The sequence below is a fragment of the Alcaligenes sp. GCM10023179 genome (assembly GCF_042653705.1).
Classification (GTDB): Bacteria; Pseudomonadota; Gammaproteobacteria; order Burkholderiales; family Burkholderiaceae_B; genus Alcaligenes; species Alcaligenes phenolicus.
Map to the genome: position 1 here is coordinate 268,259 of NZ_JBHSIQ010000003.1, position 14,082 is coordinate 282,340.

General features: G+C 58.6%; 12 protein-coding genes. 7 read left to right on the forward strand and 5 right to left on the reverse strand.

The window, feature by feature from the left end; translation table 11 throughout:
* Positions 1–2: 2 nt before the first annotated feature.
* The 5 genes from ACFPDR_RS15170 to ACFPDR_RS15190 form a co-directional block, all read right to left on the reverse strand.
* Entirely contained in the window at positions 3–1,067 is a 1,065-nt protein-coding gene (locus tag ACFPDR_RS15170; protein WP_302356397.1) for an ABC transporter ATP-binding protein, read from the reverse strand.
* On the reverse strand, positions 1,057–1,869 hold the full coding sequence (locus ACFPDR_RS15175; protein ID WP_247965612.1) for an ABC transporter permease: 813 nt from the start codon (positions 1,867–1,869) through the stop codon (positions 1,057–1,059). Before ACFPDR_RS15175 ends, ACFPDR_RS15170 begins: the two co-directional genes overlap by 11 nt.
* A 7-nt stretch (positions 1,870–1,876) precedes the next feature.
* Positions 1,877–2,683, reverse strand: a complete 807-nt coding sequence (locus tag ACFPDR_RS15180) for an ABC transporter permease (protein ID WP_026482917.1) — start codon at positions 2,681–2,683, stop codon at positions 1,877–1,879.
* A gap of 22 nt (positions 2,684–2,705) precedes the next feature.
* The gene (locus ACFPDR_RS15185) at positions 2,706–3,713 is read right to left on the reverse strand and encodes an ABC transporter substrate-binding protein (protein ID WP_376911539.1); all 1,008 of its coding nucleotides are present in this window, start codon (positions 3,711–3,713) and stop codon (positions 2,706–2,708) included.
* A 106-nt stretch (positions 3,714–3,819) separates the two neighbouring features.
* On the reverse strand, positions 3,820–4,884 hold the full coding sequence (locus ACFPDR_RS15190; RefSeq protein WP_302356398.1) for a LacI family DNA-binding transcriptional regulator: 1,065 nt from the start codon (positions 4,882–4,884) through the stop codon (positions 3,820–3,822).
* A 205-nt stretch (positions 4,885–5,089) separates the two neighbouring features.
* Between ACFPDR_RS15190 and ACFPDR_RS15195 the strand changes: the two genes are divergently transcribed.
* The 7 genes from ACFPDR_RS15195 to ACFPDR_RS15225 all read left to right on the forward strand — a co-directional run bounded on the left by ACFPDR_RS15195 (position 5,090) and on the right by ACFPDR_RS15225 (position 14,059).
* The gene (locus tag ACFPDR_RS15195) at positions 5,090–5,842 is read left to right on the forward strand and encodes a type 1 glutamine amidotransferase (protein ID WP_376911384.1); all 753 of its coding nucleotides are present in this window, start codon (positions 5,090–5,092) and stop codon (positions 5,840–5,842) included.
* A 76-nt stretch (positions 5,843–5,918) separates the two neighbouring features.
* The gene (kdpF, locus tag ACFPDR_RS15200; RefSeq protein ID WP_022983188.1) at positions 5,919–6,014 is read left to right on the forward strand and encodes a K(+)-transporting ATPase subunit F; all 96 of its coding nucleotides are present in this window, start codon (positions 5,919–5,921) and stop codon (positions 6,012–6,014) included.
* 136 nt (positions 6,015–6,150) lie between these two features.
* Complete coding sequence (gene kdpA / locus ACFPDR_RS15205; RefSeq protein ID WP_239055453.1) at positions 6,151–7,854, forward strand: potassium-transporting ATPase subunit KdpA; 1,704 nt, start codon at positions 6,151–6,153, stop codon at positions 7,852–7,854.
* Between the two features lie 12 nt (positions 7,855–7,866).
* Complete coding sequence (gene kdpC, locus ACFPDR_RS15210) at positions 7,867–8,541, forward strand: potassium-transporting ATPase subunit KdpC (RefSeq protein ID WP_376911386.1); 675 nt, start codon at positions 7,867–7,869, stop codon at positions 8,539–8,541.
* A 14-nt stretch (positions 8,542–8,555) separates the two neighbouring features.
* Positions 8,556–10,640 carry a potassium-transporting ATPase subunit KdpB gene (gene kdpB / locus ACFPDR_RS15215; RefSeq protein WP_336972191.1) on the forward strand — a complete coding sequence of 695 codons (2,085 nt, stop codon included), beginning with the start codon at positions 8,556–8,558 and terminating at the stop codon, positions 10,638–10,640.
* 45 nt (positions 10,641–10,685) lie between these two features.
* Positions 10,686–13,355: a DUF4118 domain-containing protein gene (locus ACFPDR_RS15220; protein ID WP_376911389.1), complete on the forward strand. Its 2,670-nt coding sequence runs from the start codon at positions 10,686–10,688 to the stop codon at positions 13,353–13,355.
* Positions 13,352–14,059 carry a response regulator gene (locus ACFPDR_RS15225; protein ID WP_268380346.1) on the forward strand — a complete coding sequence of 236 codons (708 nt, stop codon included), beginning with the start codon at positions 13,352–13,354 and terminating at the stop codon, positions 14,057–14,059. The genes ACFPDR_RS15220 and ACFPDR_RS15225 overlap by 4 nt, the downstream gene beginning before the upstream one ends.
* Positions 14,060–14,082: the final 23 nt, after the last annotated feature.

A 14,082-nucleotide genomic window follows, 5' to 3' on the forward strand; every position in this document is an offset into this window, starting at 1 on the left:
CGTTAAGAGAGTGGCACGGTACCGGGCATCAGCTTGCCGGGGTTGATGTGAATTCCCACTGTACTGCCAAGGACGGCTCCGTGATCACGGTCTACCTCGGCAATCAGAGGGGCTTGTCCGTCCACGTCCAGGGTCAGTTGCACCCGTCCGCCCATGAAACTGCGTTGTCGCACTTTGGCACGTGCCCAGCCGCTGGGTGTATCCATGCAAACGCTGATGTCCTCCGGGCGAACCAGCAACTCCTGCGCCCCGCGCAAGGTCTCGGGGCAAGTCAGGCTCAGGTCTGCCAGACGGATTTCGTTATTGAGCAGGCTTTGTTCGCTGCGTTGCAGGACGTTGACCCGCCCGAGGAAGGTAGCGACAAAAGGGTGGGCCGGATGGCGGTACAGGCTTTCGCCATCGCCAATCTGAATGATGCGGCCTTCGTGCATGACGGCCAGACGGTCGGCAATGGCAAACGCTTCCTGCTGATCGTGGGTCACATGAATGGCCGTGATACGCAGGCGTCGCAGCAGCTCGGCCAGCTCGTCGCGCAAGGAGACTTTCAGCTTGGCATCCAGGGCGGCCAGCGGCTCGTCCAGCAGCAGAACGCGGGGTTGATTGGCAATGGCACGTGCGATGGCAACGCGTTGTCGTTGCCCACCCGACAAGGCGGAGGGCTGGCGTTTTTCCAGACCGTTCAAGCGCATCAGATCGACCAGCTCACCCACCAGTTTTTGGCGTGCGGCCAGATCCATTCCCTTGATCTTCGGGCCATAGCCGATATTGGCTTCCACCGTCATGTTCGGGAACAGGGCGTAATGTTGAAACACCATGCCGACCTCACGCTTTTCAATCGGCAGATGGGTGACGTCCTGGTCGTCGAACAGAATGCGGCTGCCGGCATCGGGCATTTCCAGGCCGGCGATCAGTCGCAGCAAGGTGGTCTTGCCGCAGCCCGAGGGCCCCAGCAAAGCCATGACTTCACCGGGGGCGATGTCCAGAGTGCTGGGATGCAATCCCCGTGTGCCATCAGCATAGGTTTTGGCGCAGTGTTCGATACGCACCGGTATGTGTTTATTTTCCATAGTGTTTCTCCAGCAAGCGCGCCAAGGTCTGCAGCCCCCACAGCACGGGCAAGATGACGAGCATGAAAATCAGCGTATAGGCTGAGCCCACCTCGATACGCATGGACGCATAGCTATCAGCCAGCCCCACGGGCAAGGTGCGGGTCAGTGGCGTATGCAGCATCCAGGTCAGGTTGAACTCGCCTAGCGACAAGGTGAAGACCATCAGGCTGCCAGCCACAATCGCAGGCAGGATGGCCGGCAGCAGGATGCCGAAAAAGATTTGCGTAAAGCTGGCTCCCAGCGAGCGGGCCGCTTCTTCCAGGTCGATCAGGCTGCGTTTTTGCAGAGCTGCTGTGGTCGTACGCACCATAAAGGGCAGGGTGAACACAATGTGGCCCACCAGAATGAACCAGAAGCTTTGACGAAAGCCTTGCAAGGAGCCATAGGCCAGCAGCAGGGCCAGGGCCGAGGCCATGCCGGGGACCGCCACTGGCAAGGTCAGCAGTTCTTCAAAGCTGCGCGCCAGACGGGAGCGGCTGCGTGCCAGGGCATAGGCACAGGGGACGCCCAGCACAATGACAGCCAGCACACAAAGCAGCGCCAGCTGCAGGGATAGCCAGACTGTGCTGCCGTAGTTGGCCCAGACTTGCTCCACCCATTTCAGGGTCAGGCCACTTTTCAGTCCGATACGATAATTGTTGACCAGCCCGGCCAGCACGGAAACCAGAATGGGGCCGAGCAGGAACAGCACGGTCAGTCCGGTGACAGCCAGAAGCAAGGGGGCAGGGCGATGGGGGTTTGAAGCCGTTTTCAGTTTCATGGTGCCCTCAAATAACGACCGAGGGATCGCGGACCAGACGCCGGGCCAGCCACAAGGTAAACCATGTCAGCAGCCCCAGGGAAATGGACAAGCTGGCCGCCAGGGTGAAATTCGCATAGTTGGTAAATTCGTTATAGATCGTGATGGGCAACACTTCGTAGCGGCTGGACAGGGTGAAGGCCGTACCGAAAGCGCCCATGGAGGTGGCAAAAACAATGGCACCGCAAGACAGGGACGTGGGAGCCAGTTCCGGTATCCAGACATCTCTGGCAATGTCCCAGCGTGTGGCTCCACAGGAGCGCGCGGCTTCCTCCAGATTGCGGTCTATGGATTCGGCGGCTGCGGTGTAAGTAGCAATGGCGCGGGGCAGGGAAAAGTACAGATAGGCCAGAAACAAACCCAGCAGGCCGTAGGCAAAGGTCACTCGCCCCAGCCCCAGATCCTGACCGATCTGGGCCAGCAGCCCCTGCCGACCGCCCAGCAAGATAATGAAAAAGCCCACGATGACGCCAGGAAAGGACAGGGGCAGCGTCATCAGGGAGAGCAGCAGGCGCTTGGCCGGCACGCGATAGCGAGCCATCACGATGCCGACCATGGCACCCAGCACCAAGGTGGCCAGGGTCACGATGGCGGACAGGAGCAGCGTTTGCAGCAAGGCCTGCAAGTACCGCCCCGATGTCAGCACGACCCAGTAGGTGTGCATGCCTTCTTGTGCGGGCAGGGCCAGAAGCTGTACCGCGGGCAAGAGCCAGAATGCGGCAAAGAAAGCGACGGCAGGGGCCGAGCACAAGGGCAGCAGGTATTTGCGTTGCATACGCTAACTCCACATGGACCGCTTAGCGGACCTCTGCCAGATAACGCTCGGCAAAGGGTTTCTGACCCTGTGCCATGCGCTCATAGTCAATGGCCTTGGCACGCGCGTATTCGCTGTCGGGCAGGAAGCGCGACTGGGCTTCCTTGCTGACGGCGCTGCTGCGAACCGGGCGCAGGAAAGCATTGGCCCAGATGGACTGCCCTTGCTCGGACAGCACAAAATCCAGCACCTTGCGTCCCTGTTCGGTGTGTGGAGCCTTGTTGACCAGGGACATCACATACGGCACCACAATCGTGCCTTCCTGGGGAATCACGAAAGCGACGTCCTCGCCGTCCTTGTACTGAGCGCGGTAGGCGCTGAAGTCATAGTCCAGCAAGATGGGGATTTCGCCGGAAATCAGGCGGGCATAGGCGGTTTGCTTGGGAACAATGGGATTGTTCTTTTGCAGGGCCTTGAACCAGTTGATGGCGGGATCAAAGTTGTCCATATTGCCGCCCAGGGCTTCGTTGATGGCAACGGCACCCACGTAGCCCACGAAGGCCGATGAGGGGTCCAGATACCCGACCAGGCCTTTGTACTCGGGCTTGAGCAGGTCGTTCCAGGAGGCAGGCACCGGCACATTGCCCAGGGCCGATTTGTTCACCATGATGCCCATGGTGCCGGAGTGGATTGCAAACCAATGGCCTTGCGGGTCTTTCAGCCCTTCGGGAATCTGTTCCCAGCCCTGGGGTTTGTAGGCCTGGGTCACGCCTTCTTTCTGGGCCTGAATGGCAAAGGTGATGCCCAGATAGGTCACATCGGCGACCGGATTGGCGGACTCGGCAACCAGCTGGGCCAGGGACTGGCCGGAGTTCTTGTTGTCGGGCGGGACGGTAATGCCGGTGTGCGCCTTGATGGCCTCGATCTGGCTGGCCCAGTCGGCCCATTCTGGTGGACAGTTGTAGCAAATGGCCGTCTGCGCAGCGGCGGCGCTTCCCACGGTCATCAGGGCCAGGGGCAGTGCCAGGCGGCAAGCCAATGTACTCAGCATATGTTTCATGGTCGATCACTCCAGTCAGTCAGTGGTGTCAGGAAAAAGCCGGGAATGGCTTGAACGCAGGGGGTTGCGGGAGCGGATCCCGAAGAGGAAAGGGGCTTCATCCTGGATGCGCCCGTGGTGAACAAGGGGCAGGGGCGCAGGACTCGCCCGGGTTGAAGGTGTAGGGCAGCAGAACCGAGGCCTGCGCGGGAACCGTTTTTTGCTGGGCTACCGCCTCCAGCAGCAGGCCGATGCACTGGCGACCAATTTCTTCATTGGGTTGTGCGATGGTGGCCGGGCGTGGAAACAGTTCAGCGCCCAGGGCGATGCCGTCAAAGCCGATCACGCTGATATCGTTGGGAACCTGCAGGCCAATCTGCTGTGCCGTGCGCAGACAGCGAATGGCAATCAGATCGTTGGAGCCAATCATGGCTGTGGGGCGTTCCGGTTGGCGCAAGAGTCGGGCGACGCTGGCAAGATGCACGTCCTCAGAAGACGGTGCTTGCTCTTGCTCTCCTTGATCCATGAAAGGCACTTCCAGCAGTGGCATGGGAACCAGGCCAGCCTTGTCCATTCCTTTCAGATAGCCACGGCTGCGTTGCTGGGCGCGATCAGAAACGTGCAGATGACCGCTTACCATGGCAATGCGGCGATGACCTTGCCTTGCCAAGTGGCCGATCAATTCAATCATGGCCTGCTCGCCGTTGACGGTGACGCAAGGATGCTCGGGATGCAGGTTGTACGCCAGTACGTAGGGACAGCGTGTCTTGCTCAGCCGAACTAAAGCAGGAGAGTGAGCCGGGTTGGAGACCACCAGCACAATGCCTTCCACATTGCTGGCCAGGAGCAAGGCCACTGCCTGGGATTCACGTTCCAGGTGGTAGTCGGTAAAGAAGGGCAGGATGGCATAGCCGCCGCGGGCTGCGGTATCGGCGATGCCCTTCAGGCACTCGGCAAAGACGGGGTTGAGCAAGGTCGGCAAGACCACGCCGATGACTCGGCTGCGCTGGCTGCGCAGACTGCGTGCCGAGGCATTGGGCTCATAAGCCAGTGCGTCGATCGCGGCTTGCACGCGCAGGCGGGTTTTCTCACCAACCTTTTCCGGCTCATTGAGCACGCGCGATACCGTCGCAACCGATACCTGTGCTGCTCTGGCGACATCCAGTATTCCTATGTTGGCCATGACACCCAGCCGTCAAAATGAAAACGATTACATTTGAGCAAAGGCATATGTCAGGCAAATGACGGTCCTGGGTTTTTGTGTGCAGCAGGAACCCCCTTGATGCCACTTATACGAGCCTGATCGCAAACAGATCCTGGTCTTGATACGGCCAGTTCTACAGTGAGTTCTCCTGAACAACAGGCCTGCGCGGTCAGGCTTTCATCTCATGAAACCCATTCTTGTTTTGCAGCACGAGGTCACGCAAGGGCCGGGGGTGCTGCTGGATCATCTGGAGAGCCACGGTCTTCCCTATCACTTGTGCATGTCGCCGCTGGATGGCCTGGCACCCGTGTCGGCTCGTGATTACAGCGGGGTGGTGGTGCTGGGCAGTGATCGCAGTGTCAATGATCTTTTGCCCTGGATAGAGCAGGAGCATGCCTTGTTGCAGGATGCGGTTCAGCGTCATGTTCCGGTTCTGGGGCATTGCTTCGGGGCACAACTGCTGGCGCGTTCCCTGGGGGCCCGCGTGCAGCGCAATCCGTATCCGAACATAGGCTGGGGCCAGGTCTGGAGCAGTCCCTACGCCCGGCGTGTCATGGGCCTGCCCAGGCGTGCCATGCTGTTCAACTGGCATTACGACACCTTCCAGATTCCCTCGGAGGCCAGCCGGACTTTATACGGCCCTCATTGCCTGAATAAAGGTTTCTGCCTGGGCCCGCATTGGGCCTTTCAAGGCCACCTGGAAGTGACTGCCGACAGCATCCGTCAGTGGTGTGATCACGGCCGCTGCGAGTTGGAGCAGGTATACGGTCCGGCGGCCCAGGATGCAGAACATATCTTGTTGGGCCTGGATCAGCACCTGAGCACTTTGCACCTTATTGCCAGACAGACTTATCAACGCTGGACAGATCAGTTGCTGGAGCGTGCCGGTGTCGCCCTGGCCCAAATCCATATGCCGTCTTTATACGCGGGCCAGTAAACACTGCTCTGAATTTATGCCGCCACTCCTAGACTTTCTCTGTCTGCTGCAAGTCAGCATTGATCAGGAGTTCGGGATGAGTGCGTCCTTTTTTACGGTTCTGGCAGGAGGGATTTCTCTGGGGCTGTTTATCTATTTGTTCTATGCCTTGCTCAAGGCCGAAAAATTCTAAGTTCAGGCCAGCAAGTGTTCATTGTGGGAACAGGTGTGCATATGAGTGATTTTCTATTTTTAGCGGTGCTGTTCGCGTTCTTTGCGATGGCGACCGGATTTGTTCTTGGTCTTGAGAAGCTGTAAGAGGAGCTGTCATGCTGGACGATCTGATGCAGTTTCTAGTTATTCTGGCCGTCTCTACGGTCTTGTTAGTGGTGGTGGGTAAATGGATTGCCCATTTTTTCAGTAGCCCCAATCACAGCCTGATCGAACGTGGCACGTATCGGCTGCTGGGCGTAAATCCTGAAGAGAAAATGTCCTGGAAGCGATATGGTCTGGCGCTCTTGTTGAGCAATGCCGCCATGTTGCTTCTGGGATATATTCTTTTGCGGGTGCAGGGCTGGATTCCCGGCGACAGCCTGCAGCGCGCCGCGCAAACGCCTGACCTGGCCTTTAATACGGCTGTGTCTTTTACGACCAATACCAATTGGCAGGCGTACTCGGGTGAATCCAGTCTGTCCAATTTTTCCCAAATGGCGGCCATCACCTTTCTGATGATGATCAGTGCCACAACGGGTCTGGCAGCGGCAGGAGGTTTCATCCGTGGCTTAAGCCGTAAAAGCTCGGCCGATATTGGCAACTACTGGGTGGATTTCACCCGTTCCTTGTATCGCTTGCTCTTGCCGTGCAGCTTCCTGCTGGCCTTGCTGTATATCTGGCAGGGTATGCCACAGACACTGAGCTCGGATGCCGTGGTCAATACGCTGGAAGGTCTCAAGCAGCAGATAATTCTGGGGCCGGTAGCCAGCCTTGAAAGCATCAAGCACGTGGGGACTAATGGGGGCGGCTTCTTTGGTATGAACGCGGCTCATCCATTTGAAAACCCTACGCCGCTGACTAATACCGTGCATATGCTCAGCATGTTGCTGGTGCCCTCGGCCCTGACTTACGCCTTTGGCTCCATGCTGGCTCGTCGCCGCCAGGGTTGGGCTTTCTTTGCGGCCTTCCTGGTGATGTTCATCGGTTTTCTGTCCCTGATTTATAGCGCCGAACAGGCAGGCAACCCTTTGCTGACTTCCCTGGGGGTGGACCAAACCCAAAGCAGCACGATGGGCGGTGGCAATCTGGAGGGCAAGGAACTGCGCTTCGGTGTGGCGCAAAGCAGCTTGTTTGCCACCGTGACCACGGCTGCGACTACCGGCTCGGTCGATGCCATGCACTCTTCGCTGACTCCTTTGGGTGGCCTGGTGCCGATTGCCCAAATGATGCTGAACAACGTGTTTGGCGGGATAGGTGTGGGCTTTATCAGCCTGGTCAGCTACGCCATTCTGACGGTGTTTCTGGTGGGCATGATGATAGGGCGCAGCCCGGAGTTCTTGGGCAAGAAGATCGAGGCGCGGGAGATGAAGTACGTGATGCTGGCCATGCTGGCGCATGCCTTTAGCATTCTGGGCTTTACGGCCTTGGCCAGCGTGCTGCCCTCCACCATGGACAGTCTGTCCAATATGGGGCCGCATGGTTTCAGCGAAGTTCTGTACGCCTATACCTCGGGTACGGCTAATAACGGTTCCGCCTTTGCAGGTTTCAACGCGAACACCCCTTTCTTCAATACAACGATAGGGCTGGCCATGTTGGTGGGGCGGTATCTGACCCTGCTGCCCCTGCTGGCTCTGGCCGGTGTGCTGGCTGCCAAGAAAGCGGTTCCTGCCGGACCAGGCACCTTGTCGACGGCCACCCCCTTGTTCACCGGCCTGTTGATTTTCGTGGTTCTGGTGGTGGGCGGGCTGACTTTCCTGCCTGCACTGGCGCTGGGCCCAATTGTGGAGCACCTGTTGATGCTCGATGGCATTACTTTTTGAGGATTGACTGTCATGTCTACCCATCAATTTATGGTTTCGACACCGGCGGCACCGACGATGAAAAGCTTGTTGCGTCCCGTGCTGCTGTCTGCCTTGTTTTTTATGCTGTTGACGGGCATTGCCTACCCGTTGGCCACGACCTTTATCGGCACCGCCCTGTTTCCGGAGCAGGCAAAGGGCAGCCTGATTCTGCGTGACGGCCAGCTCGTGGGCTCACGCCAGATTGGTCAGTACTTCAGTCAGCCCGAGTATTTCCAAGGGCGTCCCAGCGCGACGTTGGGAGCCGATCCGGCTGACCCTTCCAAGAGCATTGCGCAGCCCTATAACGCGGCGGCCAGTGGTGCCAGCAATCAGGGGGTATTAAGCAAAAGTTTGCTGGAGGCTGTGGCAGAACGCAGCAAGGCATATCGCCTGATGAACGGTTTGGCAGAGGATGCTCCCGTGCCTGTAGATGCTGTCACAGCGTCGGCATCGGGTCTGGACCCGCATATTTCGGTGGCCAACGCCCGTTTGCAGGCTGCTCGTATCGCCAAAGTGCGCGGTATGCCGCTGGCTCAGGTCCAGGTCCTGATTGATCGCTATACCAGTGCTCGTCAATTAGGGGTGCTGGGCGAGCCACGCGTGCAGGTCTTGGAGCTTAATCTGGCGCTGGACATGGCCAAGCGTGCCCAGCCCGCAGTGCGTTAGGAGCAGGTGTCATTATGTCTATTACTGATCTGAAAGCCCCGCAAGAGGCCCAGCGTTCGACGGCATTTCAGGCCGTGCCCTGGGGCACGGTGTGCAAGGAAGCCTTCAAGAAATTGTCGCCTCGGGTGCAGTTCAAGAACCCGGTGATGTGTGTGGTGTATCTGGGCAGTATCGTCACCAGCTTGCTGGGCGTGCAGGCCTTGATGGGGCAGGGTGAGGCCCCCGCTGGATTTATCTGGTCTATTGCAGCCTGGCTGTGGTTTACGGTCCTGTTTGCCAATGCGGCCGAAGCCGCGGCAGAAGGGCGTGGTAAAGCGCAGGCCGACGCGCTGCGTTCTACGCGCAAGCGGGTCATGGCCAAGGTTCTGAAAGACCCCGCCCGTGATAGCCGCGCCTGGCCTGTCCCCAGCGACGAACTGCTGCCCGGTGCCTATGTGCTGGTTGAAGCGGGCCAGATTATTCCGGCTGACGGCGAAGTGCTGCAGGGGGCAGCGTCGGTAGATGAGTCCGCCATTACGGGTGAATCGGCGCCGGTTATCCGGGAGTCGGGAGGCGACTTTTGTTCTGTGACGGGGGGAACCCGCGTTCTGTCTGACTGGATCGTGATGCGGGTCACCGCCAAACCGGGTGAGGCTTTTCTGGATCGCATGATTGCGATGGTGGAGGGCGCCAAGCGCGGCAAGACGCCAAACGAGATTGCCTTGAATATCTTGCTGGTTGCCCTGACGCTGATCTTTCTGCTGGTGTGCGTGACCTTGCTGCCTTTCTCCAGCTTTGCAACGGTGCTGACCGGCCAAGGTTCGCCCGTTACGATTACCGCCTTGATTGCTCTGTTGGTGTGTCTGATTCCGACTACCATCGGTGCCTTGCTGTCGGCGGTAGGTGTCGCCGGGATGAGTCGCATGATGAAAGCCAATGTGCTGGCCAGCTCGGGCCGCGCTATCGAGGCGGCGGGAGACGTGGATGTTCTGCTGCTGGACAAGACAGGCACCATTACGCTGGGTAATCGGGAGGCCTCGGCCTTTTTGCCCGCGCCGCAGGTATCGGAACAGGCCTTGGCAGACGCGGCTCAATTGGCATCGTTGGCGGACGAGACCCCCGAAGGACGCTCCATTGTGGTGCTGGCCAAGCAGCTTTTCAATTTGCGTGGTCGTGAATTGCAAGGTGCGCAGACCATTGCCTTTAGCGCCCATACACGCATGAGCGGTATTGATATCGATGGTCGTCAGATTCGAAAAGGGGCGGCAAATACCATGCGCTCCCATATCGAGTCCCTGGGCGGCGTGTTTCCTCGCGAACTGGACACCTTGGTCAATGAGGTCGCTCGCCGGGGCAGCACACCGCTGGTCGTCACTGAAGGTAATAAGGTGCTGGGTGTGGTGGAGCTCAAGGATATCGTCAAAGGCGGTATCAAGGAGCGCTTTGCCGAGTTGCGCGCCATGGGCATCAAGACTGTCATGATTACCGGGGACAACAAGCTGACCGCCGCTGCCATTGCGGCCGAAGCCGGGGTGGATGATTATCTGGCCGAGGCCACGCCCGAGGACAAGCTGCAATTGATTCGGCGCTATCAGGATGAAGGTCGCCTGGTTGCCATGACTGGCGACGGCACGAATGATGCGCCTGCTCTGGCGCAGGCCGATGTGGCCGTGGCCATGAACAGCGGCACCCAGGCGGCTAAAGAGGCCGGCAATATGGTGGATCTGGACAGTAACCCCACCAAGCTCCTGCGTGTGGTGGAAGTGGGCAAGCAGATGATCATGACGCGCGGAGCCCTGACCACCTTCAGCATTGCCAATGATCTGGCCAAGTACTTTGCGATTATTCCTGCGGCTTTTGTGGTCACGTATCCTGCTTTGGGTGCCTTGAATGTGATGCAACTGCATAGTCCGGCTAGCGCCATCCTGTCGGCAGTCATTTTCAATGCCTTGATCATCATCGCCTTGATTCCTTTGGCCTTGCGGGGTGTGAAGTATCGGGCCGAACCGGCCAGCCGTTTGCTGAAACGCAACTTGCTGATTTACGGCTTGGGAGGGCTGATCGCACCTTTCATAGGCATCAAGCTGATTGATTTGCTGCTGACGCCGTTTTTTGGATAAGAGCGTAAGATCAATAGCAATTTTCTGGATGGAGTGCGCAGATTCATGTCACTTGAGGATAGGCCGGACCCGGATGAGCTGCTGCAGGTGATTGGCGAAGATCCGCACCAGCCTCGTCGCGGGCAGCTCAAGATTTTCTTCGGCGCTTGTGCGGGCGTAGGGAAAACCTACGCCATGCTCAAGGAGGCGCATCAACGCCAGTCCGAGGGCGTGTCCGTGGCTATCGGGATTGTGGAAACCCATGGCCGCCAGGAAACCCAGGCTCTGATTGACGGTTTGCCCGTGCTGCCCCGCAAGGAGTATCAACGTCAGGGGCGGGCGGTGACGGAGTTCGATCTGGATGCCGCCTTGGCCTCGGGTTATCAGCTGGTGCTGGTGGACGAGCTGGCGCACTCCAATATTGAAGGCAGTCGACACGCCAAGCGCTGGCAGGATGTGGAGGAATTGCTGGATGCGGGCATTGATGTGTATACCGCGCTCAATGTGCAGCATCTGGACAGCCTGAATGAGGTGGTGGGCGGCATTGTCGGGGTACGGGTTCGGGAGACGGTGCCAGACCGGATTTTTGATCGGGCGGCCGATGTCTTGCTGGTGGATCTGCCGCCGGATGATCTCTTGTCTCGTCTGAGTGCGGGCAAAGTGTATCTGGCCGACTCGGTGGCCCACGCGCGTCAGAACTTCTTTCGTCGCGGCAATCTGATTGCTCTGCGTGAGTTGGCTTTGCGCCGGGTGGCGGATCGGGTCAATGCGGACGTGCATGTGTATCGGATCTCCCATGCGATCCGGACAGTTTGGCCGACACGTGAGTTACTGATGGTATGCGTCAGTGCCGATAGCGCCCAGGAAGCTCTGATTCGGGAGGGGGCGCGCTTGGCCCAGCAATTGCAGACGCCCTGGATTGTGCTGCATGTGGATACGCCGCAGGAAAGCGGGCAGATCAAGGCGCAGGAAGCACTGGTGCGCTTGGCGGCCAGTGCTCAGCATGCCGGAGCCGAGTTTGCCAATATTGCCGGGCAGGATGTGGCGCACACGATTTTGGCCTATGCCCGTCAGCGCAATGCGACCAAGCTGATTTTGGGAAACTCGTCAGCGCGATCTATCTGGCCCTGGCGCACTCGCCTGTCCGAGCGCCTGGCGCGCAGCAACCCTGAAATTGGTTTGCTGCTGCTGCGTATGGATACGGTACAGCGGCCCATACGGCCCCTGGAGCTGGAACAACCCATGGCACAAGGCAAGGCCTTGTCGATTGCGTCCATTATTTGTGTTGTGACCACCTTGCTGGCCGAGAAGCTCTTGCCCTTTTTCGAGCTCTCCAACGTGATCATGCTGTTCCTGATCACTGTGGTCTTTATTGCCCTGCGTTTGGGACGACTGGCGGGGGTATGGGCTTCTTTGCTGTCAGTGGCGTTTTTCGACTTCTTTTTTGTCGAGCCGCGTTATTCCTTTTCGGTAACGGATACCCAATATGTCTTTACCTTCGGCGTCATGCTGGGAGTGGCGCTGATTATTGGCCAACTGGCTGCCAAGCTGCAGGCCGAAGCCAGGGCTGCCCGTGATGGTGAACGCCGTGCAGCGGCATTGACTCGTGTCAGCCGGGACTTGGCCGGAGCCTTGGCCCTGGAACAAGTCCTGGCGGTCTGCCGCGATACGCTGGAACCTTTGTTCGAGATGCAGGTGGTACTGGTGGTGCCGGATCAGCAAAACCAGTTGGTAGCGACTCGTCATACAGGCTTTGTAGAGCTATCGGTGGCGCAGTGGGTGTTTGATCATATGGAAGCCGCCGGTAATGGCACTGAAACCCTGAGCGGTGCCAGTGCCCTGTATCTGCCCTTGAAAGGCCCCATGGCCCCGCGTGGGGTTTTGGTGGTGCAGTCCGGCGGAGCCGCTTCCTTGAGGACTCCAGATGGACGGCGCTTGCTGGATGCTTGTTGCTTTATCTTGGCCCAGGCTCTGGAGCGAATTCATTATGTGGAAATCGCCCAGGATACGGTGCTGCGCATGGAGGGGGAGAAAATGCGCAATACCTTGCTATCTGCTGTCTCGCACGATTTACGCACGCCCTTGACCGTGATTCGAGGCCTGGCAGAAACGCTGGAGCAGCCCAAAGGCTTGAGCGAAACCGAGCGCACGGATATTGCCCGATCGATCCGCATTGAATCGGACGAATTGCGCCGCCAGGTATCCAACCTGCTGGATCTGGCGCGTATGCAAAGCGAAGGGGTGAAGTTGCATAAGGAATGGCATGCCCTGGGCGAGATTGTGGGGATTGCCGTTGCCCGTTGCTCAGCGGCTTTGCAGCCTCGCAAGGTGGTGACCGAGTTTGCGGCCGACCTGCCTTTGATCGAGGTGGATGGTGTTTTGCTGGAGCGAGTGGTGACGAATCTGCTGGATAATGCCGCCAAATATACGCCCGTCACCAGTACGATTTCCCTGCGCGGCCTGTGTTCTGGTCAGTCCATGTATTTAATGATCAGTGATGACGGGCCAGGCCTGCCGCCCGGTGATCCCGAGCGCTTGTTCGATACGTTTACCCGGGGGCAGAAAGAGTCCTCTGTGGCAGGTGTGGGCTTGGGTCTGGGCCTGTGCCGCACGATTATTGCCGCACATGGTGGTACGATCAGCGCCAAGCCGCGTATGCCCCATGGCGTGATCTTCGAGATTCGCCTGCCCTGGAAAGCGGCTCCCCGTATGGATGGTGATGAGCTACTGACATGAACAAAGCCCAGATACTGATCGTGGAGGACGAATCCAATATTCGTCGTTTCGTGCGAATTGCCTTGGAGCAGGAAGGCATGTCCGTGATTGAGGCCAGCACGCTGGCGCAGGCGCGCATGGATGCGGCAACCCGTCGCCCTGATTTGATGATTGTGGATTTGGGCCTGCCCGATGGGGATGGCAAGGACTTGATTCGTGATCTGCGCAGCTGGGTGTATTCGCCCATTCTGGTGCTGTCGGCGCGTGAACGAGAGGAAGAAAAAGTAGCGGCCTTGAATGCCGGGGCGGACGATTATCTGGTGAAACCCTTTGGCGTACCGGAGCTGCTGGCCCGGATCCGGGCCTTGTTACGGCGCTCTCAGCTGGTTCCGAATGTTCAGACGGCGTCTTCGCGGGTTCGCTTTGGGAGCGTGCAGGTGGATCTGGCCTCCCATGAGGTCACGCGGGACGGGGAGGCGGTGCATTTGACACCGATCGAGTTTCGCTTGCTGACGGCCTTGATCCGGGGACATGGCAAGGTGCTGACCCATCAACACTTACTACATGAAACCTGGGGAGCGGCGTATTCCGATCGGCCTCATTACCTGCGGGTGTACATGATGCAGCTGCGCCAAAAGCTGGAAGAGGATGCGGCACAACCCAAATATCTGCTGACGGAGTTGCAGGTTGGCTATCGTTTGGCGGGTTTGGAAATCCAGGAGTAAAGCGAATCTGGTGTTGATGTGGG